Raw genomic sequence first — 26,085 nt, 5'->3', positions numbered from 1 at the left:
CAACAGGTTGTGGCGCGCGCCGCTTATGAGCAGCGCGGCGAAAGATTAGGTTCTACTCCGGACAGCAGCCACAGGCCGTTCTGTTGCCGGAATTGCAGCGTGGTGTAGGCGCATTGCGCGGCCGCCGCGGCGCTGGCCGCGCCGTTGCCGCCGCCACGGCTGCCCGCGGCCGGGAAGCGCACGTCGATGCGGCGCTGGCGCTTGTCGTAGCGGATCTCGTCGATGCGCCCGCCCACCCAGAAATCGATCTTCGGCGGCAGTTGCGCGGCCGAGTAGTACGTCTTGATCGTGCGGCGGGGGCGGCCGTTGTGGATTTCCATCTCCACCCAGGTCAGCGGGTAGCGGATCGCGCTTTCATAGGCGCGCAGCGGCACGCGGTGCCACCCCAGGTCGCGCTGGCCGGACAGGTCGCACGAGAACGAGCGCACCAGCTGCGTCCACTGGTCGAGCGCGTTCAGCGACGGGCGCCATTGGCGCGCCATCGCCATCTGCAGCGCCTGCGGGTCGGCCTCGCATACGTTGCTCAGTTCGGCCGGCAGCATCAGCGCCTGCGCGCTGGGCGCCGCCTGCGCACGCGCGCCCATGGCGTTGCCCGCCGCGGCCAGCGCGGCGAGGGCCATGGCGCAGCACAGCGCGCTGCGCGCCAGCAGCCTCATGCCCGGGCTCCGCCGCCGTTGCCGCACATCGGGAAGCCCAGGGCTTCGCGCGAGTCGTAGTAGACCTGCGCCACCTGGCGCGACAGATTGCGGATGCGGCCGATGTACGCCGCGCGCTCGGTCACCGAGATCGCGCCGCGCGCATCGAGCAGGTTGAAGGTGTGGGCGGCCTTGAGCACCTGTTCGTAGGCGGGCAGCGCCAGGCGCGTGCCGGCGGCCTGGCCTTCCCCGGCGCCTTCGCCATTGCCCATCAGGCGCTTGGCCTCGCCTTCGTGCTCGGCGAAATGGCGGAACAGGATTTCGGTGTTGCTGTGCTCGAAGTTGTAGGTCGACTGCTCGACTTCGTTCTGGTGGTACACGTCGCCGTAGGTCAGGCGGCGCGTCTCGCCGTTCTCGACCCACTCGGTCCAGACCAGGTCGTAGACGTTTTCGACCTTCTGCAGGTACATCGCCAGCCGTTCGATGCCGTAGGTGATCTCGCCGGTGATGGGCTTGCAGTCGATGCCGCCGACCTGCTGGAAGTAGGTGAACTGCGTCACTTCCATGCCGTTGAGCCAGACTTCCCAGCCCAGGCCCCAGGCGCCCAGCGTGGGGTTCTCCCAGTCGTCCTCGACAAAGCGGATGTCGTTCTGCTTCAGATCCAGGCCGAGCGCCTCGAGCGAGCCCAGGTACAGCTCCAGGATATTTTCCGGCGCGGGCTTGAGCACCACCTGGTACTGGTAGTAGTGCTGCAGGCGGTTGGGGTTCTCGCCGTAGCGGCCGTCCTTCGGGCGGCGCGACGGCTGCACGTAGGCGGCGCGCCAGGGCTCGGGCCCGATCGCGCGCAGGAAGGTGTGTACGTGGGAAGTGCCGGCGCCGACCTCCAGATCGATGGGTTGCAACAGCGCGCAGCCCTGCCGGTCCCAGTAGGCCTGCAGGGTCAGAATCATTTGTTGGAAGGTCAGCATATGAAGACTAGGTAGAGGCACCGGGCGGGGTTGCGCCCGCCCGGCATGCAGGCCGCGCAGCGCGTGCCGGAGCCGCCGCATGCGGATTTTGCCAAACCCTGAATTCTATCGGCTTTTTGGCGGGACGCCCCGTTTGCCGGGGGCGGATAGGGCACGCACCGATGCCGGAGGAGGTGCGGCGATGTCGGTCCTGCGCAACGCATCGGGAAAATACTGAGGCCGATTTCAGGTCTGGACGCTGCTGGCCGATAACGTTTTTGTATACAGTACGAGTCAGCAACCCGTTTCAGAGTGTTGCGATAGACAGTCCGTGCCGGCATGGCGGGCACGGCGGCTGCCGGACGCACCGCGGTAGCCGTTTGTCGGTAACTGATATTGATGGGGACTTGGGATCATGACATTTCTTTCTCGCAAACCTTACCTGGTCGCAATCGCGGTCATGATCGCCGCGGCCACCGTGTCCGTGGCGACCGGGCTGCTGAACTGATCCGGCCGGCGCTGACCTGACGCGCCACGACCGGCACCGGGCCAGCGGCGGCGATCCCGCCGCGTCCGGTGCCTGCTCTTCCCTGTGCCCTCAGCCTGTGCTGCGCACCTTGCGCACGCGCCAGGCCGCCATCCCCAGCACCAGCACAAACAGCGCCAGCACCGGCGCATTGCCCCAGCGGATATAGGGTGTCAGCCCCTGCATGCCCTGCACCTCGGCCGCCAGCGTGCCGACCGTGAAGGTCGCCAGGCGTTGCTGCACCGAGCCGTCCGGGCGTACCACCGCGGTCATGCCGGTATTGGTCGAGCGCAGCATCGGCCGGCGCGTTTCCAGGGCCCGCATGCGCGAGATCTGCAGGTGCTGGTCCAGCGCGATGGTGTCGCCGAACCATGCCAGGTTGGTCAGGTTGGCCAGCACGTTGGCCGGCACCGGCTGCTGGCGCAGCGTCTGCGCGATTTCCTCGCCGAACAGATCCTCGTAGCAGATATTGGGCGCCACGCGCACGCCGCGCACCGGCAGCGACGCCTGGTCGAGCCCGCCGCGGCGGAAGTCGCCCAGCGGCATCTTCATCATGTCCACGAACCAGTGGAAGCCCAGCGGGATGAATTCGCCGAACGGCACCAGGTGGTGCTTGTTATAGCGGTACAGGCGCTCGGTTTCCGGGCCCAGGCCGAACACGCTGTTGGTGAAGTCGACCGGCGAATCGGCGCCCGCGGCGCCGAACAGCACGGTGGTGCCGCTGGCCAGCGCGTAGTCGCGCACGGCCACGGCCACGTCGACTGGCAGGTCTTGCAGGATGACCGGGAACGCGGTCTCGGGCGTCACCACCAGGTCGGCCGGCGCGGCGGTGATCATGTCGCGGTACAGCTCGATCGAGCGCTGGATGCCGACCGGCTCGAACTTGATGTCCTGGGCCACGTTGCCTTGCAGGAGCCGCACCGAGAGCGGCTTGCCCGCGGGGGTGGTCCAGGCCAGCGGCGCCAGCGCCGCGCCCGCGGCGGGCAGCACCAGTGCCAGCGCCAATGCGCCCAGCGCCCGGCCGCGTTCGCCTCGGCCCAGTCCGCGCACGGCAGCCGCCAGCAGCGCCGCCACCGCGGCCGCCAGGGCGCCGATGCCGTACACGCCGACCAGCGGCGCGAAGCCCGCCAGCGGGCTGTCGGTATGGGCATAGCCGCCCGACAGCCACGGGAAGCCGGTGAAGACCACGCCGCGCAGCCATTCGCTGAGGCCCCAGGCGGCGCCGAACGCCAGCGGCGCCAGCAGCGTGGCCCTGGGCAGGCGCGCCGTCAGCCGATGCCACAGCGCACCGGCCAGCGCCGGGTAGAGCGACAGGTAGCCCGAGAACAGCACCACCGCCAGCGCAGCCATCCACGCCGGCATCTCGCCGTAGACGTGCATGCTGATATAGAGCCACCAGATGCCGGACAGGAACCAGCCCAGCCCGAAGGCATAGCCGGTGGCGGCGGCCGCGCGCGCGCGCGGCGCGTCGGCCATCAGCGCGGCCAGGCCGGCCAGCGACAGGATCTGCAGCCACCACCAGTCATGTGGGGCAAAGGCCTGGGTGTGGGCGACGCCGAGCACGCCGGCCAGCAGCAGCCGCGCCACGGCCGCGGTGCGCGAACGTGCGCGCGTACCAGGCACGCCCGACGAGCCGGCGTCGGCAGCGGCGGCGCCGTTGAGGATCGGGGCGGAACGCTTCATGCGCCGGCCGCGCTCGCGCTGTCAGCGTTGGATTCGCGGTGCACCTGTAGCAGGTGCACCTGCCGCGCGTCGGCGCGCAGCACCTCGAAGCGGATCGGCGGCAGGGTGATGATTTCGCCGCGGTGGGGCACGTGGCCCACATGGTTGGACAGCAGCCCGCCCACGGTGTCGACATCGTGATCGGAGAATGCGGTGCCGAAAGCCTCGTTGAACTGCGCGATCTCGGTCAGGCCGTGCACGCGCCAGCTGCCGTCGGGCATCGGCAGGATGTTGTCCTGGTCTTCGTCCAGGTCGAATTCATCCTCGATATCGCCCACGATCTGCTCCAGCACGTCCTCGATCGTCACCAGCCCGGCCACGCCGCCGTACTCGTCGACCACCATGGCGATATGGTTGCGGTTGATGCGGAACTCGCGCAGCAGGATGTTCAGGCGCTTGGATTCGGGGATGAACACCGCCGGGCGCAGGGTCTCGCGCAGGTCGAAGGCGGGATCGGTGTAATAGCGCAGCAGGTCCTTGGCGAGCAGGATGCCGATGATGTTGTCGCGGCTGCCTTCGTAGACCGGGAAGCGCGAGTGCGCGGTCTGCTGCATGAAGGGAATGAACGCCTCCGGGGCGTCCGCGATATTGACCATATCCATCTGCGCGCGCGGCACCATGATGTCGCCTGCGGTCAGTTCGGAGACCTGGAACACGCCCTCGATCATCGACAGCGAGTCGGCATCGATCAGGTTGCGCTCATGCGCTTCCTGCAGCACTTCGAGCAATTCCGCGCGGGTGTCCGGCTCGGGGGAAATCAGGTCTGACAGGCGTTCGAGCAGCGATCTGGGTCGATCGGCCGGCTTCAGGTAAGCGGGCTTCGAACTGGGATAGGGGTCGTTCATTTCGCGGCGAGCGCGTGGTGGAGATCGTCTGAAGGATACACTAAAAGCCTGACCGTCCCGTGACGGCGGGCGGCGGCTGGTACTGCAATGTGCTGCAGGCGGCGCTCGGTCGGCGCCGCCTGTGACAGGGGGATCACGCGGCGCGGTCGTCCCGGTAAGGGTCGGCGTAGCCCAGGGACTGCAGCGTCTCGGTCTCGATCGCTTCCATCTCCTCGGCCTCGGCGTCTTCCTCGTGCTCGTAGCCCTGCGCGTGCAGCACGCCGTGCACGATCAGGTGGGCATAGTGCGCCTCCAGCGGCTTGCGCTGCTCGCGCGCTTCGGCTTCCACCACCGGGCAGCACAGCACGATATCGCCCGTGACCGGGTCGGCCTCGTTCTCGGCATAGGCAAAGGTCAGCACGTTGGTGGCGTAGTCCTTGCCGCGATAGGTGCGGTTCAGCGTGCGGCCTTCTTCTTCGCCGACAAAGCGGATGGTCAGCGCGGCATCGGCGTACAGCGCCGACTTGACCCAGGTTTCGATCTTGCGGCGCGCCGGCAGGCCATTGCCCTTGCCGACGCCGTCGCCGTGCTGCACGTCCAGCTCCAGCGCCGGCGGCGTGGCCGGGGTGCCGGTGGTGGTGGTCAGCGGCGTGGCGGTCACGGCCACCGACAGCGCGTCATGGTTGTCCGGGCGCACCAGCAGGCCGGCCTGCTGGTTGGTGTCGGTGTGCTCGGCCAGCAGCGCCACCACGCCGTCGGCGGCCTGCGACAGGTCCAGCGTCAGGCTGCGGCCGTCGGGCAGCTGCACGCGCAGCGCGTGCGCGGCGCTCTTGCGCGCGCGGCCTTCGTTATCGAACAGGGTCAGGCTGACGCCGGAAGAGTTGGATTTCTGCGGTTTCAATTACGCGTCCTTGTGCTGGGCGTGGTATTCGTCATAGGCATCGACGATGCGCGCCACCAGCGGATGGCGCACCACGTCGATGCTGGTAAAGCGGGTGCAGGCAATACCGCGCACGTCGCGCAGCACGTGCTGCGCTTCCACCAGGCCGCTCTTTTGCCCGCGGGGCAGGTCGATCTGGGTGATGTCGCCGGTGATCACCGCCCTGGAGCCGAAGCCGATGCGCGTCAGGAACATCTTCATCTGCTCGGGCGTGGTGTTCTGCGCCTCGTCCAGGATGATGAAGGCGTGGTTCAGCGTGCGCCCGCGCATATAGGCCAGCGGCGCGATCTCGATCATCTGCCGCTCGAACATCTTCTGCGTGCGGTCGAAGCCGAGCAGGTCGTACAGCGCGTCGTAGAGCGGGCGCAGGTAGGGGTCGACCTTCTGTGCCAGGTCGCCGGGCAGGAAGCCCAGGCGCTCGCCGGCTTCCACCGCCGGGCGCGTCAGCACGATGCGCTTGACCGCGTCGCGCTCCAGCGCATCGACCGCGCACGCCACCGCCAGGTAGGTCTTGCCGGTGCCGGCCGGCCCGACACCCAGCGTCAGGTCGTGCGACAGGATATTGCGCAGGTAGTCGCGCTGTGCCACGGTGCGGCCCTGCAGGCCGGTGCGGCGGGTGTGCAGCACCGGCGATTCGTCGCCGATCTCGCGCGCCTCGACATCGTCGCCATTGCCGGGCAGGTAGCTGCCGTGGGCGGAGAGCTGGCGCGTCTCGACCAGGCCCAGCTGCACGTCGTCGATCGACAGGGCCGTGCGCGCCTGGTTATAGAAGCGCTCCAGCGCCAGCGCGGCGTCCTGCGCGTTGTTGCCGCGAATGGTCATGCGGTGGCCGCGGCGCTGGATGTTCACATCCAGCGCCTGCTCGATCTGGCGCAGGTTTTCGTCGAGCGGCCCGCACAGGTTCTGCAGCCGGGTGTTGTCGTCCTTGGGAGCGACGAATTCTGCGGAAGGGATTTTCATCGTTGGCGATGGCCTCGCTGGGGGCTGGCTGAATACTGGCTGGATTACTGGCGCACCACGATCTCGCCGCGCAGCGAGTGCGGGAACGCCTGCGTGATGCTGACATCGACCAACTGGCCGACCAGCCGGTCGCGGCCGGCCTGCGGCACGCCGGGCAGCGCAAAGTTGACCACGCGGTTGTTCTCGGTGCGGCCGTGCAGCTCGGTCGGGTCCTTGCGCGCCGGGCCTTCCACCAGGATGCGCTGCACCGTGCCGACCATGTTCCGGCTGATGCGCTGCACGTTTTCCTCGATGGTGGCCTGCAGGCGCTGCAGCCGGCGCAGCTTGACCTCGTGCGGGGTGTCGTCGTGCAGGCTGGCCGCGGGCGTGCCCGGGCGCGGGCTGAAGATGAACGAGAACGAGGTGTCGTAGCCGATCTCCTCGATCATTGCCATCAGCTTCTCGAAGTCGGCATCGGTCTCGCCGGGGAAGCCGACGATAAAGTCCGACGACATCGACATGTCCGGGCGCAGCACGCGCAGCTTGCGGATGATGCTCTTGTACTCCAGCACGCTGTAGCCGCGCTTCATCGCCATCAGGATGCGGTCGGACGCGTGTTGCACCGGCAGGTGCAGGTGGTTGACCAGTTTGTCGCAGCGGCCATACAGCTCGACCAGGCGCGAAGTGAATTCCTTCGGGTGGCTGGTGGTGTAGCGGATGCGCTCGATGCCGGGGATCTCGGCCACGTATTCGATCAGCAGCGCAAAGTCGGCGATCTCGGTGGTGTCGCCCATCTTGCCGCGGTAGGCATTGACGTTCTGGCCCAGCAGCGTGACTTCACGCACGCCTTGCCCGGCCAGGCCTGCGACCTCGGCCAGCACGTCCTCGAACGGGCGCGACACTTCCTCGCCGCGGGTGTAGGGCACCACGCAGTAGCTGCAGTACTTGGAACAGCCTTCCATGATCGAGACGAAGGCGCTCGGGCCTTCCACGCGCGCCGGCGGCAGGTGGTCGAATTTCTCGATCTCGGGGAAGGAGATATCCACCTGCGACTGGCCGGTGCTCTGGCGGCGCGCGATCAGGTCGGGCAGGCGGTGCAGCGTCTGCGGGCCGAACACCACGTCGACATAGGGCGCGCGCGAGACGATGCTGGCGCCTTCCTGGCTGGCCACGCAGCCGCCCACGCCGATCACCAGGTCGGGTTTGACGGCCTTGAGCGCCTTCATCCGGCCCAGCTCCGAGAACACCTTCTCCTGCGCTTTTTCGCGCACCGAGCAGGTGTTGAACAGGATCACGTCGGCGTCTTCGACGTTGTCAGTGGGTTCCAGCCCCTGGCTGGCGTTGAGGACGTCGACCATCTTGTCCGAGTCGTACTCGTTCATCTGGCAGCCGTACGTCTTGACGAAAACTTTCTTCATATGCCGATCTCAGTGGTTGACCTGGGGGCATCAGGGTGTTGCAACAACACGGCCGGCGCGCGGGGCACGCCGGTCGCACTTCCGGGGTCACGATTATTTCTTCAGCGCCTTCTGTTCCGGCTCGCTCAGTACCCAGGCGGTCAGCAACTGGCCGTACAGGTCCAGCTGGTACCGCACCGGCAGCTTCTGGCCCGCCACCGCGGCGCTGGCCAGCAGCTGGTTGTCGGTGCCGAACAGGCGCAGGCCCGGCGCGACGCCGACGGTCTTGCCATCGAGCGTGGCCGTCTGCGGCGCACCGGCCGACGGCGTGGCAACGACCAGCCTGGCCGCCTGGGCATCGTCCGGGATCACGCGCACCGGTTGCGCCAGCGCGCGTGCCGCGCCCAGCAGCAAGGCAGCGCCGCAGGCCAGCCCGGCCAACAGCTTGCGCGTGCGCTTGGGTGGCACGGACTCCGGCGCCTCAAGGCGCGCATCACGACCTGCTGGCATGGAGAGAACTCCGACAAATAGGGCGAAGCGGTTGGGAAATGGCCCGAAGGCGGCCCGAAGGCGGGCGCAACCTGCCATTTTACCCCGCCCGGGGCCTGGCTGGTACGCCGGGGCGACCAGCCTCAGAACAGGCAGGATGCCTCTTGCAGCACACGCTGCTTGGACACCGTGCCCATCAGTTCGCGGCCGGCACCGTCGCGGACCAGCGGGATGCGGTTGATGCCGTGCTCGGCAAACACCGCCAGGGCGTCGCGCAGCCGCGAGTCCGGCGTAAGCGCCGGGAAGTCGCGCTCGGCCAGCGCCAGCACGTCGTCCGGCGCGCCCTCGCGCTGGGCGCGCTGCAGCGCATGGATCGACAGCGCGCCCATCAGGCGGCCGTCCGCTGCCACCAGGTAGAGGTAGCGCGTGCCGGCCTCGGCAAACTTGTCGGCGGCGGCCGCCAGCGTAGCGTTCGGGTCGAGCACCGTATCGGTCGGGTCGCACAGCCCGGCCAGCGTCAGCGTGCGGGCATGTTCGGCCGCGGCCGAGGCCTGCGCGCGCTCGGCGATCACGCTGTACAGCGACAGCGTCTGGCAGCGCGAGGCGGTGTAGTACGCCGCCACCGCGCCGATCATCGACGGCAGCAGCAGCGCGGGCGCCAGCGTCATCTCGAACACCATCAGTACCGACATCAACGGCGCCTGGCTGGTGGCGGCCAGGAAGGCGCTCATGCCCACCAGCGGCAGCAGCGGCGCCGCACCGGCCGCCGTTCCGTGCATGCCGATCGCCAGTAACTGGCCGAGGGCCGCACCCACGAACAGCGAAGGCGTGAACACGCCGCCGACCGCCCCCGAGCCCATGCTGATCACCGTGGCCGCCAGCTTGGCCAGCAGCACGCCGGCCACCGGCACGCTCAGCGGCTGCTCCTGCAGGATGGTCTGGATGGTGGAGTAGCCGTTGCCGACCACCTCGGGCACCGCCATCGCCAGCACGCCAACCAGCGCGCCGCCCAGCGTCAGCCGTGCCACCGGGCCGCCAGGCACCGTTGCAAAGCGGCTGCGCGCAAAGCCTGCCGCGCGCATGAACAGCGCGCCCGCGATGCCGGCGCCCACGCCCAGCGCGGCCGCGGCCAGCAGGATGTGCGGGCGCAGGTCGGGGGCGATATCCAGGCCGGGGTAGAGCGGCTGCAGGCCGCCGTGCCACTGGCTGACCATGGCGCCGGCCACCGAGGCCAGGAAGAGCGGCATCAGGCGCTGCACCGCGAGCGCCCCGAACACCACTTCAGCGACGAAAACGGCAGCGGAGAAAGGGGTGTGGTAGACCGTGGCAAGACCCGCCGCGGCCCCGCAGGCGGTCAGCATGCGGCGCATGTTCGAGCCGCCGCCGCGCTCCAGCCGGGTCGACGGAAACAGCGATCCGCACAGCGCCGCCAGCTGGATCATCGCGCCTTCCTTGCCGACCGAGCTGCCGCTGACGATCGAGAAGAACGACGAGAGCGCGCGCAGCAGGGTGATGCGCACCGGCAGCCGGCCGCTGCCGTTGGCTACCGCTTCCATGTAGTCGGTGGCGCCGCCGTGGCTGCCCGCCAGGCGATTGGCCAGTACCAGCAGGCCGCCCGCCAGCGCGCCGCCCACGGCCGGCACCACCACGCGCCATGCCAGCGCCAGCGTGGCAAACACGGCCACCACGTCGGCATGGCTGGAAAACAGGACCACGCCCGCGCCTTCCAGCGCCTCCTTGAACAGCGTCGTGGCGATGGCCGCGACAATCCCGACCGGGATGGCCGCGAACAGGGTGACTTCCTGGTCTTCGAGGAAACGCAAGCGCATGGCGGCTTTCCGGGCACATGCGGAACATGTGCGGGAGCTGAGATGGGGCGGGCAGAGGTCGTCATGATAGCGCAGCGCCACCTGTTCGGACCCGATGTGCGCCGGCACGCATGCGGGGCCGAATCCGGTGCAGAACCCGCTTGTCCCGGACTGGTACACTACCGCTCTTTCCTTCGCGGGCGGGCCGGTGCCCTGCCAGGCCGGCTTCCCGGCGTTCGCGTTCCGATTCTGTTCCGATTACCAGGAGCCATCCGGCGTTTGGCGCACCGCGTGCGCAGCGATGGCCCAAGCAGCAATTCATGTCTTTTTCTGAACTCGGCTTGTCCGACAAGATTGTGCGTGCCGTAGCCGAACAGGGCTACACCACGCCGACCCCCATCCAGGCCCAGGCGATTCCCGCCGTCCTCAAGGGGGGCGACCTGCTAGCCGGCGCACAGACCGGCACCGGCAAGACCGCCGGCTTTACGCTGCCGATGCTGCAGCTGCTGTCCGAATCCGCGGCGCGCGCCGCCCAGGGCGCGCAGCGTCCGGGCCGCGTCGCAGTGCGCGCGCTGGTGCTGACCCCCACGCGCGAGCTGGCCGCCCAGGTCGAAGAGAGCGTGCGCAATTACGGCAAATACCTGCGCCTGCGTTCGATGGTGATGTTCGGCGGCGTCGGCATCAATCCGCAGATCGAGCAGCTCAAGCGCGGTGTCGAGATCGTCGTGGCCACGCCCGGCCGCCTGCTGGACCACGTGTCCCAGCGCACCATCGACCTGTCGCAGGTCGAGCTGCTGGTGCTGGATGAGGCCGACCGCATGCTCGACATGGGCTTTATCCACGATATCCGCAAGATCCTCAACGTGCTGCCGGCCAAGCGCCAGAACCTGCTGTTCTCGGCAACGTTCTCGGACGATATCCGCGCGCTGGCCGACCGCCTGCTGAACAACCCGGCCTCGATCGAGGTGGCGCGGCGCAATACCACCGCCGAAACCGTGGACCAGCGCGTCTACCCGGTGGACCGCGAGCGCAAGCGCGAACTGCTGGCCCACCTGGTGCGCCAGCACGACTGGCACCAGGTGCTGGTGTTCACGCGCACCAAGCATGGCGCCAACCGCCTGGCCGAGCAGCTGACCAAGGACGGCCTGTCGGCACTGGCGATCCACGGCAACAAGAGCCAGTCGGCGCGCACGCGCGCGCTGTCGGAATTCAAGGCCGGCACGCTGCGGCTGCTGGTGGCGACCGATATCGCCGCGCGCGGCATCGACATCGACCAGCTCCCGCACGTGGTCAACTTCGACCTGCCCAACGTGCCCGAGGACTATGTGCACCGCATCGGCCGCACCGGCCGCGCCGGCGCCGAGGGCGAGGCGATCTCGCTGGTCTGCGTGGACGAGCTGGCGCTGCTGCGCGATATCGAACGCCTGATCAAGCGCAAGGTCGAGCAGACCGTGCTGCCGGGCTTCGAAGTGGACCCGAGCATCGCGCCCGAGCCGATCCAGAAGGGCCGCCAGCAACGCGGCGGCGGTGGCCAGAGCCAGGGCCAGGGCCAGGGCCAGGGCCGCGGACGCGCCCAGGCACGCCCGGCCGGCAACGACGGCGAGGGCGCCCAGCGCCAGCGCCCCGCGCGCGAAGCGCAGGGCGGGCCGCGACAAGCGCAGGGCGGCCAGCCGCGCATGCGTGCCGCTGATGGCGGCCAGCGCGGCAACGGCGCAGCCAACGGCAACCGTGGCGCCCAGCCCGCCGGCGGTGCGCGCAATCCCGCTCCGCGCCGCGACGGCCAGGAGCCGGCACGCCAGCAACGGGCCGCGGCCCAGCCCGCGCGCCAGCCGCAAGACGCCGCCCCGGCACCGGCACGCAATCGCCGCCCGGCGCCGCAGGCCGCGCTGCTCGGCGGCAACCGCAAGCCGGCGCGCTGAGCGGGCCAGGCCGACACCATGCATAGGTCCGACGCCCCGGCAGATTCCGGCGTTCCTTATGCCGGCCTGACGCCGGAGCTGATGCTGGACGCGCTGGAAGGCGCCGGCCTGCGCCCCGACGGGCGCCTGCTGGCGCTCAACAGCTACGAGAACCGCGTCTGGCAGGTGGGCATCGAAGATGCCACGCCGGTCATCGCCAAGTTCTACCGCCCGGGCCGCTGGACCGACGCGGCCATCCTGGAAGAACACGCCTTCGTGCAACAGCTGGCCGATGCCGAGGTCCCGGCCGTGCCGGCCATGGCGCTGGCGCCGGGCGACGCCGGCACGCTGCTGCATCACGCGGGCTTCCGTTTCGCGGTCTTCCCCCGCTGCGGCGGCCGCGAGCCTGCGCTGGACCGCTCCGACACGCTGACCTGGCTCGGCCGCTTCATCGGCCGCATCCACGCGCTGGGCGCAACCCGGCCCTACCAGGCGCGGCCGGCGCTCGATCTCGATACCTTCGGCATTGCCCCGCGCGACTGGCTGCTTGCCAGCGGCTGCATTCCCGCCGACCTGCTGCCCGCCTGGCAGTCGGTGACGGACCTGGCACTGGACGGCGTGCGCCGCTGCTATGAGCGTGCCGGCGAGGTGCGGCTGCTGCGCACCCATGGCGACTGCCATCGCGGCAACGTGCTGTGGATCGGCGAGGACGACGCCCGTGGCGGCACCCATGGCGCGCCGGGCCCGCATTTCGTCGATTTCGATGACAGCCGCATGGCGCCAGCGATCCAGGACATCTGGATGCTGCTCGAAGGGGACCGCGCGGCCATGCAGGACCAGCTGGCCGACATCGTCGCCGGCTATGAAGACTTCGCCGAATTCCAGACGCGCGAACTGTGGCTGGTGGAGGCGCTGCGCACCCTGCGGCTGCTGCACTACAGCGCCTGGCTGGCCAGCCGCTGGGCCGATCCGGCCTTTCCGGCCGCGTTCCCGTGGTTCGGCACGGCGCGCTACTGGCAGGACCGCATCCTGGAACTGCGCGAACAGGTCGCGCTGATGGACGAAGCGCCCCTGTGGGGCGCTTGAGGCTTGCCGGGCGGCGGCGCCATTCAGGCACCTGCCGTCTGCTGCTGGCTTAACTCTTCTTTTCCGGCGCCTTGACCAGCAGCACCGCGCACTCGGCCTGGGCCAGCACGCGGCCCGCCACCGAACCGATCACCGCATCGAAGAAAGCCCCCCGGCCATGCGTGCCCATGACGATGGCGGCGGCGTCGACTGAGCGCGCATAGCCGACGATGCGTTCCGGCGCGAAGCCATGCAACGGGTGCCGCTCGAACGGCACCTTGGCCGCGGACAGGATGTCGCAGACTGCGGCCATGGCCTTGTCGCTGGCCTCCTTGTGCCAGTCGTCGATGGTTTCCTTGCTGACGAAGGCGCGCACCTGGCCGCTCACTTCCGGTGCCACATGCACGACGTGCACGGTGAAGCCGCTCTGCAGCAGCTTGCCTTCGACGATAAAGCGGGCTGCGGCGTCGCTGAAGGCCGAGCCATCGGTAGCGAGCACAATATTGGTCATGGGGGAATCTCCTGGATGGGGGCTATCGGCAGGCGGTGCGGCCATGAGGCGGCAACGCCATCTGGAACCATCATGCCACCTAGTGTCCTGCCAGGACCCGACTTAGATCAAGTCGGAACGGGACACTATCCGGCCGGCTGTCGGAATCCGTCAATCCGGCTGAAGCATTTGGCCATTGCCCCGGCAACACGGTGGCGCGTAGCATGCTCCCGAGCCCCACGGCGGGCACGACGATCCCCATACCACAATGCAAGCCGCCTCCCGGCCATGGCGCGGGCGAGCGGCAATTCCGGAGACGACGATCATGAGTGAGCGTGGCAACCTGCTGCCCCTGCGCGGTATCAAGGTAGTGGAATTCGAAGGCATCGGCCCCGGCCCCTTGTGCGGTGCAATGCTGGCCGGCCTGGGCGCCGAGGTCACGCTGGTCACCCGCCCGGTCGCGCCGGATGCCCGCCGCATCCTGCGTGGCCAGGACGTGCCGCCCGACATGGAACTTGAGCACGGCAAGCGCGTGGTGCAGCTGAACCTGAAGGCGCCTGAGGACGTGGCCGCCGCGCTGGACCTGGTGGCAGGCGCCGACGCGCTGATCGAAGGGCTGCGCCCGGGCGCGATGGAGCGCCTTGGCCTGGGCCCCAAGGCCTGCCACGCGCGCAATCCGCGCCTGGTCTACGGCCGCATGACGGGCTGGGGCCAGACCGGCCCGCTGTCGCAGAGCGCGGGCCACGACCTCAACTACATCGCGCTGACCGGCCTCCTGTCGATGGCCGCGCGCGATGATGCCCTGCCGATGGTGCCGCCGACCGTGGTGGGCGATGCCACCGGCGCGCTCGGCCTGGCCTTCGGCATCACCAGCGCCATCCTGAGCGCGCGCGCCAGCGGCGAGGGCTGCGTGGTGGACGCCGCCATCACCGATATCGTCGCCATGCTCGGCTCGCTGGTGCAGGTGTCGCGCGCCGCCGGCACGCTGGGCGGCCCGCAGCCCAGCCCGTTCCATGATTCGCCGTTCTATGACGTGTTCCGCTGCGCCGACGGCCGCGCCATCACGCTGGGCGCGCTCGAGCCGCAGTTCTACCGCGAACTGCTCGAGCGGCTCGAACTGACCGACATCGACCCGTCCGCGCAATACGACCGCGCCCAGTGGCCGGCGGTGAAGGCGCGCATTGCCGCGTGCATCGCCGCCCAACCGAGCACGCACTGGGAGTCGGTGCTGGGCGGCACCGACGTGTGCTTCGCGCGCGTGCTGACGCTGGACGAGGCCGCGCGCCATCCGCATAACCAGGCGCGCGGCACCTATCGGCTGTACCAGCAGGGCGAGCGCGAGGTGCCGCGCTCGGCGCCGGCGCCGCGCTTCCTGCCCGCCGGCACGGAATGACCCGGGCCGCGGCGCCTCGTTTCTGCAAGAGCTGCGCGAGCTGATGGTGCACAGCGCGGTCTATTGCGGTTTCCCCGCGGCACTGGATGCAAGCCGCAAGCTGAGTGAAGTGCTCGACGCCGCCGGCGCCTGACGCGGACCGCGTCATTGAAGGAAAAGCCTGACCCTCGTGCAGAATTTGCTGCGTCTGCGCAGCGAGGATTCGGCGCTTCAAGATCCTGCCGGCCCCTTAACCTTGGCACAGCCAGTCCATCGCCAGTTGTTAAGGAGCCTCGAATTGCAGCATGTGCTGATCGTCGACGAACCCTCGAAGTTCCGCGCCATGCTATGCGCCGAACTTGCCGCCGTGCTGGAGCCGGGCGAGGTGCTGGAAACCGACGGCGTCAGGGAAGGTTTCCGCCTCGCCCGCGAGCACCGGCCGGACCTGGTGCTGGTGGATGTCGAGCGCTTCGGCAATCCCGGCATCGACTTTGTCCGGCGGATTTCGGCGATGCTGCCCACCGTGCCGCTGCTGGTGCTGTCCGGCACCGACGCCACGCAGGCGCCGGTGCGGGCGCTGCGGGCCGGCGCGCACGGCTTCGTGGTCAAGCAGCGCGGCCTGGCCGAAGTGATGCAGGCCGTGCGCGGTGTGCTGAGCGGCTACCTGGTGTTTCCCATGCAGACGCTGGAGACCGTGCGCCAGCTCGGCGAGCAGCACGACATCGGCGTGCCGCGGCTGAGCAACCGCGAAATCACCATCCTGCAATACCTGGCGCGCGGCCATTCCAACAAGTCGATCGCGGCGCAGTTGCTGATCAGCAGCAAGACCGTCAGCACGCACAAGACCAATATCATGGCCAAGCTCAATGTCGGCTCGCTGGTGGAGATGGTGGACTATGCGCGCCGGCATCAGCTGGTGTGGTGAGCGCCGCGTGAAGGGCTTGCCGCGCCGCGCCAACATCGCGGGTAGACTGTGGGCATGTGTGACGAAGCCGAGCTATCCGTCCGATGCCCCAGCCTCTGAATGCCTTTGTGCGCCGCCTGGGCGCTGCCGCGATTGCCTGCGCCGCGTGGCTTGCCATGCCGGCGTTCGCCAACGAACCGATGTGGTTTGAACAGGGCCGCCCGGTGCCGGAAGCCCGTCAGGCGGTCGATGCGCTGGCCGCGGCCGCCGCCGACGGCCTTGATCCGCGCGACTACGACGCCGACGCCTTGCGCCAGGCCGTGACCCAGGCCGCCAGCGGGCCGGCGCTGCCACCCGACGCCGCCGCGCGCCTGGATGGCGCGTTGAGCGCCGCCATGGAGCGGATGCTGGCCGACCTGCACGGCGGACGCATCAATCCGCGCACGGTCCATGCCAACTTCGCCCCGCAGGCGGCGCATCCTTTCGATGCCGCCACCTGGCTGCGCGACGCCGTCGCCCAGCACCGCTTGCCCGATGCCATTCGCCAGGCAGCGCCCACGTTCCCGCTCTACGGCACGCTGCGCGAGGCCCTGGCCCGATATCGCGAAATCGCGAAGCAGCCGGTCTGGCTAGAGCCGCTGCCGCCATTGCCGGCAAGCAGGCTGACACCTGGCCAGCCATGGGCGGGTATCGCCGCGCTGAGCGCACGCCTGGTCGCGCTGGGCGACCTGCCCGCGGGCACCGAGGCGCCGGCTCGTTACCAAGGCGCGCTGGTCGATGGCGTCAAGGCGTTCCAGTCGCGCCACGGCCTTGAGGCCGACGGCGTGATCGGCGCGGGCACGCTGGCGCAGCTCAACCTGCCCATCGCCAGCCGCGTGCGGCAGATCGAGCTGACCATGGAGCGCCTGCGCTGGACCCCGCTGGACGGCCCGCGCATGGTCGTGGTCAATGTGCCGGAGTTCATGCTGCGCGCCTACGAGATCCGCGACGGCAAGCTCGACATCAAGCTGGAGATGAAGGTGATCGTCGGCAAGGCACTGGACACGCGTACGCCGTTGTTCGAGGAGAACATGCGGTATATCGAATTCAGCCCGTACTGGAACATCCCGCCGTCGATCGCGCGGCGCGAGACAGTGCCGCGCCTGCGCCGCGACCCGGCTTATTTCAACCAGCAGGGCCTGGAGTTCGTGACCGGCGACGGCAAGGCGGTGACCACGTTGTCCGACGAGAACCTGGACGCGGTGCTGAACGGCCGCATGCGCATCCGGCAGCGGCCGGGACCGCTGAACGCGCTGGGCGATATCAAGTTCGTGTTCCCCAACAACGAGAATATCTACCTGCACCACACGCCTTCGCCGCAGCTGTTCAAGCGCGACCGGCGCGACTTCAGCCACGGCTGCATCCGCGTGGAAGCCCCGGTAGCGTTGGCGCAGTTCGTGTTGCAGGATATGCCGGACTGGAACGAGAACCGGATCCGCGAAGCGATGACCCGAGGCAAGTCCAACACGGTACGCCTGCAGCAGCCCCTGCCGGTGGTGCTGGCCTACGGCACGGTCATTGCGCGCGCCGACGGTCGTGTATCCTTCTTGGCTGACATTTACGATCAGGACAAATTGCTGGACAAGGCACTGCAGCAACGCAACGGAAGGCCCCGGCAAGCAGCTATCGTAAGCGCCTCTGGCACCATGCACTGAGGCGCCACCCGCACATTCAGAGGAAGTACCATGACTGATGCGACGCGCAAGGCACGCCGCCACTTTCTTCATGCCACCGGAACGCTGGCACTCGCCGCTGGCCTGATGCCGCTGGCACCGCGCCAGGCGCTGGCCAGCCTGCCTGCGAACCAGGGCCTGGCAGGCCTGCCAGATGCCCGCGCGCTGGCTTTCGACCACACGCATACCGGCGAGCACGTGTCCTTGGTCTACGCCGTGGGCGACCGCTTCGTTCCCGAAGCGCTGACCACGCTCAACGGCTTCCTGCGCGACCACTACTCCGGCCAGGTCGGCACGATCGACCCGCAGCTGTTCGACCTGCTGTTCCAGGTCCGCCGCGAGCTTGGCACCGACCAGCCGTTCCAGGTCATCTCCGGTTACCGCAGCCCGGCCACCAACATGCGCCTGCGCAACACGCGCGGCGGCGGCGTGGCCAAGCACAGCCTGCACATGGACGGCAAGGCCATCGACATCCGCCTGGCAGGCGTGCCGCTGGCGGACGTGCGCGACGCGGCCAAGTCGTTGCAGGGCGGGGGTGTCGGCTTCTACGAGTCCGACCAGTTCGTGCACATCGATACCGGGCGCGTGCGTTACTGGTAAGCGTTGTACGTGGTCGCCCAAAATGCGCGGCCCGCTTTTCCGTCCTGGCAATTCCCCAAAGCAAAAAGCCGCGACCCCTTGCGGGATCGCGGCTTTTCAAATAGATGGTGGCGAATCAGGGACTCGAACCCCGGACCTGCGGATTATGATTCCGTCGCTCTAACCGACTGAGCTAATTCGCCAACGAAGACTGAGATTATACCTAGGGTTTCGAGGCTGTCAACACCTTACCGTGAAGATTTTGCACGAAGGCTTCGTGCTTAAAAAATGGCAGGCCGGATGGCCTGCCGCTTCCGTCAATGCCGCACGACCGGTCAGTCGTTGGCGTAGATGTTCACGTCCTTGGTCTCGCGGACGAACAGCGCGCCTACCACGAAGGTGACGGCAGCGATGATGATCGGGTACCAGAGGCCGTAGTAGATATTGCCGTTCTGGGCCACCAGCGCGAACGAGATGGTGGGCAGCAGGCCGCCAAACCAGCCGTTGCCGATATGGTAGGGCAGCGACATCGAGGTGTAGCGGATGCGGGTCGGGAACAGTTCCACCAGCATGGCGGCGATCGGGCCGTAGACCATGGTGACGTAGATCACCAGGATCGTCAGGATGACCAGCACCATGATGGTATTCATCTGCGCCGGATCAGCCTTGGTCGGATAGCCGGCAGCCGCCATCGAATCGCCCACTTCCTTCTTGAAGGCGGCGATCTGCTTCTTGCTGGCGTCGTCGAAGCTGTGGCCGGCCGGGACCAGCGTGCCGTTCAGCGAGCTGATTTCCTTGTCGCCGATCTTCACCGTAGCGGTGGTGCCGGCCGGAGCGTTCACGACTTCATAGCTGGCGGAAGCCTGGGCCAGGGTCCGCTTGGCGATGTCGCAGGAGCTGCGGAAGTCCACCTCGCGGGCGATCGGGCTGCCCTGGAACGAGCACTGCTTCGGGTCGGCGGTGACGACGATCTGGGCGGTCTGCTGGGCACGCTCGAGTGCCGGGTTGGCGTAGTGCGTCAGGGCCTTGAACAACGGGAAGTAGGTCAGCACGGCCAGCGCGCAGCCCACCATGATGATCCACTTGCGGCCGATCTTGTCCGACAGCGAGCCGAAGAAGATAAAGAACGGCGTGCCGACCACCAGTGCGCCGGCGATCAGCAGGTTGGCCGACTTGGCATCGACCTTGAGCACCTGGGTCAGGAAGAACAATGAGTAGAACTGGCCGGTGTACCAGACCACGGCCTGGCCGGCAGTCAGGCCCACCAGTGCCAGGATCACGATCTTCAGGTTGCGCCATTGGGCGAACGACTCGGTCAGCGGCGCCTTGGACGTCTTGCCCTCGGCCTTCATGCGCTGGAATGCCGGCGATTCGCTCATCGACAGGCGGATGTACACCGACATGGCCAGCAGCAGGATCGAGACCAGGAACGGAATCCGCCAGCCCCAGACATCGAAGTTCGGGCCGGTCAGTTCACGGCACAGCAGGATCACGATCAGCGACAGGAACAGGCCCAGCGTGGCGGTGGTCTGGATCCACGCGGTGTAGGCGCCGCGCTTGCCGTGCGGAGCATGCTCGGCCACGTAGGTGGCGGCACCGCCGTACTCGCCGCCGAGTGCCAGGCCTTGCAGCATGCGCAGGGCGATCAGGATCACCGGAGCCGCCCAGCCGATGGTGTTGAAGCCGGGGAGCAGGCCGACGATGAACGTCGACATACCCATGATCAGGATCGTGATCAGGAAGGTGTACTTGCGGCCGATCATGTCACCCAGGCGCCCGAACACCAGTGCGCCGAACGGACGCACGATGAAGCCTGCCGCGAAGGCGAGCAGCGCGAAGATGAAGGCCGAGGTCGGATCCAGGCCGGCAAAGAACTGCTTGGCGATCACGGCTGCCAGCGAGCCGTACAGGTAGAAGTCATACCACTCGAACACCGTGCCCAGCGAGGAGGCCAGAATCACCTTCCTCTCTTCATGCGTCATCGGTGCGTTTTGGGCGCCCCCACCGGGCACCGCAACGTTCTGCGCGTTAGCCATCTTGTCCCCTCCGTCGGTCGAATGGATCTCCGGCGGGCCGCCGGCCGTTGCGTGCGCAACGGCATCCCGCGGCCGTGCTGCCGAAGTTGCAAGGATTGTGGGTCGCGAAACTTACTGCGTTCTGACAGATTCGCGCGCAGAAGTGCTGATTGCGTCGGGGTATACGCTAGCCGCCGACGGGCATTTTCATGCTGCATTGCGGTGGGTTATCGCCGCGACAGACTGGTATTTTCAGGGCGTCGGCAATGCCGCTATGCAGCATCCGAGTGTGCGCCGCGCGAGGCGCCCTGCGAAGGAGGGGCGGGGGCGACCGGGTGTTCGTCGGCGTCCTCGTCGGCCCGGTTCATGAGCCAGGCGTAGAGCGCGGCCATCAGCACGTAGATGATCAGCGCGCCTTGCGCGCCGACCCAGAACGAGAATGGCCAGCCGAAGAAATCAAACCGGAGTTCGCGCGCATACCAGCTGGCGACAAAGGTCACCACGAACCAGATGACGAGCAGCATGCCGATCCAGCGCAGGTTGCGGTGCCAGGCCTGCCGCTCGGCAGGAGGAATTTGCGGGTGCTTGTGCATCAGGAGGGCTCGATGTCCGGGCGCCGCAGCGTGATCCGGAAATGCGCGCCAGCCAGGCGCGGTTCCTGCTGGTAGACATGATCGGTGATGTTGACCTCGCCGCCGTGCTGCTGCACGATCTCGCGCACGATGGCCAGGCCCAGGCCGCTGCCTTCGGTGTTGGTGCCGAGCACGCGGTAGAAGCGCTCCATCACGCGGTCGCGCTCGGCCGGCGCAATACCCGGGCCGGTATCTTCCACATCCAGGTAGGCGAACGGCTCGAAGGCGTCGGCGCTGACGCGCACCGTGGCATGCCCGCCGCGCGGAGTGTAGCGGATGGCGTTGTCGAGCAGGTTGTTCAGCATCTCGGTCAGCATCAGGCGGTTGCCCTGGATCATCACCGGATGATCGTCGGCATCCAGCCCCAGGTCGATGTCACGCGCCCAGGCCTGCGGCAGCCAGTCCTTGACCACCTCGCGCGCGAGCGCCGCGAGGTCCAGCGCGGCCATGCCGCCGGTGCCCGCCAGGTTCTCCATGCGCGCCAGCGACAGCAGCTGCGTGACCAGGTGCGCGGTGCGCTCCGAGCTGCCCGCGATCTGCGCCAGCGAGCGCCGCAATTCTTCGGGCGACTGCTCGCGCTGCGCCAGCTCGGCCTGCATGCGCAGGCCCGCCAGCGGCGTCTTCATCTGGTGCGCGGCATCGGCGATAAAGCGCTTCTGCGTCTGCACCGACTGGTCCAGGCGCGCCAGCAAGTCGTTGAACGAGCCCACCAGCGGCGTGATTTCCTGCGGCGCGGCGCGCTCGTCGATGGGGCTGGTATCGCCGGGGGTGCGCGCGCGGATGCGCTGCTGGATCGCGGTAAGCGGCGCCAGCCCGCGCGACAGCCCGAACCACACCAGCACCACCGCCAGCGGCAGGATCACGAACTGCGGCAAGATCACGCCCTTGATGATCTCGTTGGCCAGCCGCGCGCGCTTGTCCAGGGTCTCGGCCACCTGCACCAGCACCGGCTGGGTGCCGCTGACCTGCTTCAGGTCGATATAGGTATAGGCTACGCGCACGTCATTGCCGGACACGCGGTCATCGCGCAGCGACACCAGGCCGGCGTGGCCCTGGTCGTCCTCGGAGGGCAGCGGCAGGTCGTGGTCGCCGGCGATGTACTCGCCGCGCTTGCCGACCACCTGGTAGTAGATGTTGTCGGTCTCGTCCGCGCGCAGGATTTCGCGCGCCGACAGCGGCAGCTGCAGCGTGACGCGGCCGTTGACCTCGCGCACCTGCTGCGACAGCACGATGGCGCTGGCCTCCAGCGCGCGGTCGAAGGGGCCGTTGGCGATCGACTTGGCCACCAGGTAAGTCACCGCGATGCTCATCGGCCACAGCAGCAGCAGCGGCGCCAGCATCCAGTCGAGGATCTCGCCGAACAAGGAGCGCGGCGCCGGATGGGCGGAGCTTTCCTCAAGATGCGGCAGGGCGTCGGCCAGGTCCTGGTCGGTGGCGTCCGCCGCGTTTGCACCGGAGGCGGTGGAGGAGGGCGGTGGCGCGGCGCGCGGCACGCGCCGCCAGGGCAGTCGCAGCAGGCTCATCTCGGCGAAATTGCGCTCAGGTCAGTCGCGTGGCCTGCGGTGGCGTCGGTCGGTGGATCAATGCGGCGTGGCCACCGCCGGCTGGAATTTCTCCAGGCAGTAGCCCAGCCCGCGCACGGTGGCGATGCGGATGCCGCCCACCTCGATCTTCTTGCGCAGCCGGTGCACGTAGACCTCGATGGCGTTGTTGCTGACTTCCTCGCCCCATTCGCACAGGTGGTCCACCAGCTGCTCTTTCGATACCAGGCGGCCGCTGCGCGTCAGCAGGATCTCCAGCAGGCCGATCTCGCGCGCGGACAGCTCCAGCATCTGGTCGTTGAGATATGCGATGCGCCCGACCTGGTCGTAGGCCAGCGGCCCATGCCGCATCAGCGTGGCGCCGCCGCCGGCGCCGCGCCGCACCAGCGCGCGCACACGCGCTTCCAGCTCGGACAGGGCAAAGGGCTTGGCCATATAGTCATCGGCGCCCAGGTCCAGGCCCTTGACGCGCTCGTCGACGCTGTCGGCGGCGGTCAGGATCAGCACCGGCAGCATGGCGCCGCGCGCGCGCAGGCGCTTGAGCACTTCCAGCCCGGACATGCGCGGCAGGCCCAGGTCCAGGATCAGCAGGTCGAAGGTCTGGGTCGATAATGCGGAATCGGCTTCCAGGCCGTTGGCGACATAGTCGACGGCGTAGCCCGAGTGACGTAGCGAGCGCGTCAGGCCGTCGGCCAGCACGTCGTCATCTTCGGCGATCAGAATGCGCATGGTTGTCTCCACCCTGGCCGGCATAGCCGGCACCGGATGCGCAACGGGCGCAGACGGCGCGATGGGGCTTGCCAAGCATACTGTTTTTTTATACAGTACCCGCACGTTCCGCTAGGGCCGCCCGGGGAGACCCCCTGGAGTGCGGCCGCGCAGACAGCCGGGCCGGCGCCGATGCCGGCAAATGCCGGTGCCGCGCCACATGCGGCCTATTTATACACCATTGACTCAAGGACGACCATGGACGACAAGAAGGCAGGTGCCGGCGTGAGCGCCGAGAAGCAAAAGGCGCTTGCCGCCGCGCTCTCCCAGATCGAGAAGCAGTTCGGCAAGGGCTCGATCATGCGCCTGGGCGACGGCGAGGTCGAGAAGGACATCCAGGTGGTTTCCACCGGTTCGCTCGGCCTGGATATCGCACTTGGCGTCGGTGGCCTGCCGCGCGGCCGCGTGGTCGAGATCTACGGTCCGGAATCCTCGGGCAAGACCACGCTGACGCTGCAGGTCGTGGCCGAGATGCAGAAGCTGGGCGGTACCTGCGCCTTTATCGACGCCGAGCACGCGCTGGACGTCAGCTACGCCGGCAAGCTGGGCGTGAACGTCGGCGACCTGCTGATCTCGCAGCCGGACACCGGCGAGCAGGCACTGGAAATCACCGACGCGCTGGTGCGCTCGGGCTCGATCGACCTGATCGTGATCGACTCGGTGGCGGCGCTGGTGCCCAAGGCCGAAATCGAAGGCGAAATGGGCGATTCGCTGCCCGGCCTGCAGGCCCGCCTGATGAGCCAGGCGCTGCGCAAGCTGACCGGCACCATCAAGCGCACCAACTGCCTGGTGATCTTCATCAACCAGATCCGCATGAAGATCGGCGTGATGTTCGGCTCGCCGGAAACCACCACCGGCGGCAATGCGCTGAAGTTCTACGCCTCGGTGCGCCTGGATATCCGCCGCATCGGCTCGATCAAGAAGGGCGACGACGTGATCGGCAACGAGACCAAGGTCAAGGTGGTCAAGAACAAGGTGTCGCCGCCGTTCCGCGAGGCCTTCTTCGACATCCTGTACGGCCAGGGCATTTCGCGCCAGGGCGAGATCATCGACCTGGGCGTGGACGCCAAGATCGTCGAGAAGTCGGGTGCGTGGTACAGCTACAACGGCGACAAGATCGGCCAGGGCAAGGACAACGCGCGCGAATACCTGCGCGAGAACCCCGATATTGCCGACGAGATCGAGAACAAGGTGCGCGCGGCGCTGGGCGTGGTGGCCATGAACCCCACGGCCGCAGCCACGGCGGTAGCGGTCGAAGACTGACCGCACCGGCGGCCACTGCGCCATCCGGAAGGCCGGGGCATCGCCGATGCCCCGGCCTTTTTGCTTGGCAGGCCCGAACTCATGCCCACAGATCCCGGAAACGCATGTCAACCCGTCCCCCGCTTTCGCTGAAGGCCCGCGCCGTCGGCTACCTGTCGCGCCGCGAGCACAGCCGCGCCGAGCTGGCGCGCAAGCTGGCGCCGCATGCTGAATCGGCCGAGCAACTGGAGCAGCTGCTGGACGCGCTGGAGCGCGAGAACTGGCTGTCGAACCAGCGCTTTGCCGACAGCCTGGTGCATCGCCGCGGCGCCCGCTACGGCACCGCGCGCGTGATGCAGGAAGCCAAGACCCACAAGCTCGGCAGCGAGGAGCTTGGCGAGTTGCAGGAGCGCCTGCGCGCCACGGAAGTCGAGCGCGCGCGCGAGGTCTGGCGCAAGCGCTTCGGCACCCCGCCGGACACGCCCGAGGCCAGGGCAAAGCAGATCCGCTTCATGGTGGCGCGCGGATTTTCGCGTGCGGTCGTCAGCAAGATCATCCAGGGTGCGGACGAAGACTACGGCGACGAGGGTTGAATGCCGGCGTGTGGTGCTGGCGGCATTTTCTGGCCGGAGTACCTGCACTGGCATCAGGGTGTATCCGCTGCATCGCACCATGCCCGGGCCGAGGTGGCGACGATTTTGTTGCCACGCCGGAGCCGGTGTCCGCTGGTGCATTGCGGCAAGGCGCCTTCCCATGCGGGCCGCCATGGTTGGCCGACAATCCCGCCGCGACAGTTGCCGCGCAAGGATGTTCCCGGCCAACGCGGCGCGGCATGTTAAACTCCCCGGGTTATTCGGTGCTCCGGCGCCGCCGTTCCCCAGCCCCCGTATTTCCAGCCTGGCCATGCCTCTGTCCCAGCCCGTCAACCGCTCCCAGCGTCACCGTCGCGCCATTACGGCCGAGGCGTACCAGAGAGAGGACGGCTTGTGGGATATCGAGGTGCGCCTGACCGACACCAAGCCTCGCGACATCGAACTGGCCGGCGACCGCGTCCGGCCGGTGGGCCAGCCCCTGCACGACCTGTGGCTGCGCATCACGATCAACGAGGCCATGACGGTGCTGGATGCCGAGGCCTGTTCGGACTGGGTGCCGTATCCGTCCCATTGCGACACGATCGGCCCGGCCTACCGCAAGCTGATCGGGCTGAACCTGCTCAAGGGCTTCCGCAAGGCGGTGCGCGAGCGCCTGGGCGGCATGCACGGCTGCTCGCACCTGACCGAGGCCGCGGGCGTGCTGCCCAGCACCGCGATCCAGGCCTTTGCCGGTGAAGTCATCGATATCCGCGGCAACGGCGAGGACGATCCAAATCCGGAGCCGCCCTATCAGTTGAACGGCTGCCATGCCCTGCGTTTCGATGGCGAGGTGGTCCGTCAGTTTTACCCGCGCTGGTATGGTCACCAGCCGAAGCCCAAGGTACGGGCCGAGGCCGCGCCTGCCGTCGCAATGGCGCCTCAGGTGCCAGCCGCGGCCAATGGCGACCGCGGTGGTGACGCAAACGACGGCAACGACGCTGTCCCGGCCGAGCGGCCGACCGGCACCTCCGGCTGATTCTCAGGATTGGCCAGCCCGACGAGAGAGTT

The 26,085-nt window shown here is 68.1% G+C and carries 23 protein-coding genes and 1 tRNA gene; 9 read left to right on the top strand and 15 right to left on the bottom strand.

Translation table 11 applies throughout. The features are described 5' to 3' along the window. Window positions 1-23: 23 nt before the first annotated feature. The 9 genes from ACZ5MJ_RS15410 to ACZ5MJ_RS15370 all read right to left on the bottom strand — a co-directional run bounded on the left by ACZ5MJ_RS15410 (window position 24) and on the right by ACZ5MJ_RS15370 (window position 10,248). Window positions 24-656, bottom strand: coding sequence for a hypothetical protein (locus ACZ5MJ_RS15410; RefSeq protein WP_464220500.1), 633 nt, complete (start codon window positions 654-656; stop codon window positions 24-26). Further along, window positions 653-1,603, bottom strand: coding sequence for a glycine--tRNA ligase subunit alpha (gene glyQ, locus ACZ5MJ_RS15405; protein WP_464220498.1), 951 nt, complete (start codon window positions 1,601-1,603; stop codon window positions 653-655). Before glyQ ends, ACZ5MJ_RS15410 begins: the two co-directional genes overlap by 4 nt. A gap of 577 nt (window positions 1,604-2,180) precedes the next feature. Then, the gene (gene lnt / locus ACZ5MJ_RS15400) at window positions 2,181-3,791 is read right to left on the bottom strand and encodes an apolipoprotein N-acyltransferase (RefSeq protein ID WP_464220496.1); all 1,611 of its coding nucleotides are present in this window, start codon (window positions 3,789-3,791) and stop codon (window positions 2,181-2,183) included. Beyond that, on the bottom strand, window positions 3,788-4,675 hold the full coding sequence (locus ACZ5MJ_RS15395) for an HlyC/CorC family transporter (protein WP_464220494.1): 888 nt from the start codon (window positions 4,673-4,675) through the stop codon (window positions 3,788-3,790). The genes lnt and ACZ5MJ_RS15395 overlap by 4 nt, the downstream gene beginning before the upstream one ends. Before the next feature lie 133 nt (window positions 4,676-4,808). Beyond that, window positions 4,809-5,555, bottom strand: coding sequence for an rRNA maturation RNase YbeY (gene ybeY / locus ACZ5MJ_RS15390; protein ID WP_464220492.1), 747 nt, complete (start codon window positions 5,553-5,555; stop codon window positions 4,809-4,811). After that, complete coding sequence (locus ACZ5MJ_RS15385) at window positions 5,556-6,554, bottom strand: PhoH family protein (RefSeq protein ID WP_464220490.1); 999 nt, start codon at window positions 6,552-6,554, stop codon at window positions 5,556-5,558. Window positions 6,555-6,598: 44 nt separating this feature from the next. Then, window positions 6,599-7,951, bottom strand: a complete 1,353-nt coding sequence (gene miaB, locus ACZ5MJ_RS15380) for a tRNA (N6-isopentenyl adenosine(37)-C2)-methylthiotransferase MiaB (protein WP_464220488.1) — start codon at window positions 7,949-7,951, stop codon at window positions 6,599-6,601. Between the two features lie 93 nt (window positions 7,952-8,044). Then, window positions 8,045-8,440 carry a hypothetical protein gene (locus ACZ5MJ_RS15375; RefSeq protein ID WP_464220486.1) on the bottom strand — a complete coding sequence of 132 codons (396 nt, stop codon included), beginning with the start codon at window positions 8,438-8,440 and terminating at the stop codon, window positions 8,045-8,047. A gap of 122 nt (window positions 8,441-8,562) precedes the next feature. Beyond that, the gene (locus ACZ5MJ_RS15370) at window positions 8,563-10,248 is read right to left on the bottom strand and encodes a ClcB-like voltage-gated chloride channel protein (RefSeq protein ID WP_464220484.1); all 1,686 of its coding nucleotides are present in this window, start codon (window positions 10,246-10,248) and stop codon (window positions 8,563-8,565) included. Between the two features lie 299 nt (window positions 10,249-10,547). Here ACZ5MJ_RS15370 and ACZ5MJ_RS15365 point away from each other — a divergent pair, with 299 nt between their 5' ends. After that, complete coding sequence (locus tag ACZ5MJ_RS15365) at window positions 10,548-12,146, top strand: DEAD/DEAH box helicase (protein ID WP_464220482.1); 1,599 nt, start codon at window positions 10,548-10,550, stop codon at window positions 12,144-12,146. Window positions 12,147-12,164: 18 nt separating this feature from the next. Continuing rightward, the gene (locus tag ACZ5MJ_RS15360) at window positions 12,165-13,211 is read left to right on the top strand and encodes a serine/threonine protein kinase (protein WP_464220480.1); all 1,047 of its coding nucleotides are present in this window, start codon (window positions 12,165-12,167) and stop codon (window positions 13,209-13,211) included. Window positions 13,212-13,260: 49 nt separating this feature from the next. Here the strand turns inward: ACZ5MJ_RS15360 and ACZ5MJ_RS15355 are convergent, their stop codons facing one another. Next, a complete protein-coding gene (locus ACZ5MJ_RS15355) occupies window positions 13,261-13,701 on the bottom strand; it encodes a universal stress protein (RefSeq protein ID WP_464220478.1) in 441 nt (146 codons plus the stop codon). A 304-nt stretch (window positions 13,702-14,005) separates the two neighbouring features. On the opposite strand from ACZ5MJ_RS15355, the gene ACZ5MJ_RS15350 reads away from it, so the two are divergent. From ACZ5MJ_RS15350 to ACZ5MJ_RS15335, 4 genes are all read left to right on the top strand, one after another. Next, window positions 14,006-15,073 carry a CaiB/BaiF CoA transferase family protein gene (locus ACZ5MJ_RS15350; RefSeq protein ID WP_464220476.1) on the top strand — a complete coding sequence of 356 codons (1,068 nt, stop codon included), beginning with the start codon at window positions 14,006-14,008 and terminating at the stop codon, window positions 15,071-15,073. A 286-nt stretch (window positions 15,074-15,359) separates the two neighbouring features. After that, entirely contained in the window at window positions 15,360-15,977 is a 618-nt protein-coding gene (locus tag ACZ5MJ_RS15345) for a LuxR C-terminal-related transcriptional regulator (RefSeq protein WP_464223734.1), read from the top strand. 83 nt (window positions 15,978-16,060) lie between these two features. Beyond that, window positions 16,061-17,650 (top strand): L,D-transpeptidase family protein, encoded by a 1,590-nt coding sequence (locus ACZ5MJ_RS15340; protein ID WP_464220474.1) that lies wholly within the window; start codon window positions 16,061-16,063, stop codon window positions 17,648-17,650. A gap of 30 nt (window positions 17,651-17,680) precedes the next feature. Further along, window positions 17,681-18,268, top strand: coding sequence for a YcbK family protein (locus ACZ5MJ_RS15335; RefSeq protein WP_464220472.1), 588 nt, complete (start codon window positions 17,681-17,683; stop codon window positions 18,266-18,268). Window positions 18,269-18,373: 105 nt separating this feature from the next. Here the strand turns inward: ACZ5MJ_RS15335 and ACZ5MJ_RS15330 are convergent. The 5 genes from ACZ5MJ_RS15330 to ACZ5MJ_RS15310 all read right to left on the bottom strand — a co-directional run bounded on the left by ACZ5MJ_RS15330 (window position 18,374) and on the right by ACZ5MJ_RS15310 (window position 23,164). Further along, window positions 18,374-18,450, bottom strand: a tRNA-Met gene (locus tag ACZ5MJ_RS15330). A 132-nt stretch (window positions 18,451-18,582) separates the two neighbouring features. Then, window positions 18,583-20,283 carry an MFS transporter gene (locus ACZ5MJ_RS15325; protein ID WP_464220470.1) on the bottom strand — a complete coding sequence of 567 codons (1,701 nt, stop codon included), beginning with the start codon at window positions 20,281-20,283 and terminating at the stop codon, window positions 18,583-18,585. A 251-nt stretch (window positions 20,284-20,534) separates the two neighbouring features. Further along, window positions 20,535-20,855: a DUF4212 domain-containing protein gene (locus ACZ5MJ_RS15320; protein ID WP_464220468.1), complete on the bottom strand. Its 321-nt coding sequence runs from the start codon at window positions 20,853-20,855 to the stop codon at window positions 20,535-20,537. Further along, window positions 20,855-22,417, bottom strand: coding sequence for a sensor histidine kinase N-terminal domain-containing protein (locus ACZ5MJ_RS15315; RefSeq protein WP_464220467.1), 1,563 nt, complete (start codon window positions 22,415-22,417; stop codon window positions 20,855-20,857). The genes ACZ5MJ_RS15320 and ACZ5MJ_RS15315 overlap by 1 nt, the downstream gene beginning before the upstream one ends. Before the next feature lie 57 nt (window positions 22,418-22,474). Then, on the bottom strand, window positions 22,475-23,164 hold the full coding sequence (locus ACZ5MJ_RS15310; RefSeq protein ID WP_464220466.1) for a response regulator: 690 nt from the start codon (window positions 23,162-23,164) through the stop codon (window positions 22,475-22,477). Window positions 23,165-23,401: 237 nt separating this feature from the next. Here ACZ5MJ_RS15310 and recA point away from each other — a divergent pair, with 237 nt between their 5' ends. The 3 genes from recA to ACZ5MJ_RS15295 all read left to right on the top strand — a co-directional run bounded on the left by recA (window position 23,402) and on the right by ACZ5MJ_RS15295 (window position 26,053). After that, window positions 23,402-24,466, top strand: a complete 1,065-nt coding sequence (gene recA / locus ACZ5MJ_RS15305) for a recombinase RecA (protein WP_464220464.1) — start codon at window positions 23,402-23,404, stop codon at window positions 24,464-24,466. Window positions 24,467-24,570: 104 nt separating this feature from the next. Further along, window positions 24,571-25,038, top strand: a complete 468-nt coding sequence (gene recX, locus ACZ5MJ_RS15300; protein ID WP_432259283.1) for a recombination regulator RecX — start codon at window positions 24,571-24,573, stop codon at window positions 25,036-25,038. 310 nt (window positions 25,039-25,348) lie between these two features. Beyond that, the gene (locus ACZ5MJ_RS15295) at window positions 25,349-26,053 is read left to right on the top strand and encodes a DUF2889 domain-containing protein (protein WP_464220463.1); all 705 of its coding nucleotides are present in this window, start codon (window positions 25,349-25,351) and stop codon (window positions 26,051-26,053) included. Window positions 26,054-26,085: the final 32 nt, after the last annotated feature.

Source organism: Cupriavidus sp. LA-1 (assembly GCF_055385985.1).
Note: the sequence above shows the minus strand (reverse complement) of the source record. Positions and strands in the feature narration are given on the sequence as shown.

Coding starts and splice junctions, on each gene's coding strand:
- ACZ5MJ_RS15410 (WP_464220500.1), bottom strand. CDS start 656: ATGAGGCTGCTGGCGCGCAGCGCGCTGTGCTGCGCCATGGCCCTCGCC.
- glyQ (WP_464220498.1), bottom strand. CDS start 1,603: ATGCTGACCTTCCAACAAATGATTCTGACCCTGCAGGCCTACTGGGAC.
- lnt (WP_464220496.1), bottom strand. CDS start 3,791: ATGAAGCGTTCCGCCCCGATCCTCAACGGCGCCGCCGCTGCCGACGCC.
- ACZ5MJ_RS15395 (WP_464220494.1), bottom strand. CDS start 4,675: ATGAACGACCCCTATCCCAGTTCGAAGCCCGCTTACCTGAAGCCGGCC.
- ACZ5MJ_RS15385 (WP_464220490.1), bottom strand. CDS start 6,554: ATGAAAATCCCTTCCGCAGAATTCGTCGCTCCCAAGGACGACAACACC.
- miaB (WP_464220488.1), bottom strand. CDS start 7,951: ATGAAGAAAGTTTTCGTCAAGACGTACGGCTGCCAGATGAACGAGTAC.
- ACZ5MJ_RS15375 (WP_464220486.1), bottom strand. CDS start 8,440: ATGCCAGCAGGTCGTGATGCGCGCCTTGAGGCGCCGGAGTCCGTGCCA.
- ACZ5MJ_RS15370 (WP_464220484.1), bottom strand. CDS start 10,248: ATGCGCTTGCGTTTCCTCGAAGACCAGGAAGTCACCCTGTTCGCGGCC.
- ACZ5MJ_RS15365 (WP_464220482.1), top strand. CDS start 10,548: ATGTCTTTTTCTGAACTCGGCTTGTCCGACAAGATTGTGCGTGCCGTA.
- ACZ5MJ_RS15360 (WP_464220480.1), top strand. CDS start 12,165: ATGCATAGGTCCGACGCCCCGGCAGATTCCGGCGTTCCTTATGCCGGC.
- ACZ5MJ_RS15355 (WP_464220478.1), bottom strand. CDS start 13,701: ATGACCAATATTGTGCTCGCTACCGATGGCTCGGCCTTCAGCGACGCC.
- ACZ5MJ_RS15350 (WP_464220476.1), top strand. CDS start 14,006: ATGAGTGAGCGTGGCAACCTGCTGCCCCTGCGCGGTATCAAGGTAGTG.
- ACZ5MJ_RS15340 (WP_464220474.1), top strand. CDS start 16,061: ATGCCCCAGCCTCTGAATGCCTTTGTGCGCCGCCTGGGCGCTGCCGCG.
- ACZ5MJ_RS15335 (WP_464220472.1), top strand. CDS start 17,681: ATGACTGATGCGACGCGCAAGGCACGCCGCCACTTTCTTCATGCCACC.
- ACZ5MJ_RS15325 (WP_464220470.1), bottom strand. CDS start 20,283: ATGGCTAACGCGCAGAACGTTGCGGTGCCCGGTGGGGGCGCCCAAAAC.
- ACZ5MJ_RS15320 (WP_464220468.1), bottom strand. CDS start 20,855: ATGCACAAGCACCCGCAAATTCCTCCTGCCGAGCGGCAGGCCTGGCAC.
- ACZ5MJ_RS15315 (WP_464220467.1), bottom strand. CDS start 22,417: ATGAGCCTGCTGCGACTGCCCTGGCGGCGCGTGCCGCGCGCCGCGCCA.
- ACZ5MJ_RS15310 (WP_464220466.1), bottom strand. CDS start 23,164: ATGCGCATTCTGATCGCCGAAGATGACGACGTGCTGGCCGACGGCCTG.
- recA (WP_464220464.1), top strand. CDS start 23,402: ATGGACGACAAGAAGGCAGGTGCCGGCGTGAGCGCCGAGAAGCAAAAG.
- recX (WP_432259283.1), top strand. CDS start 24,571: ATGTCAACCCGTCCCCCGCTTTCGCTGAAGGCCCGCGCCGTCGGCTAC.
- ACZ5MJ_RS15295 (WP_464220463.1), top strand. CDS start 25,349: ATGCCTCTGTCCCAGCCCGTCAACCGCTCCCAGCGTCACCGTCGCGCC.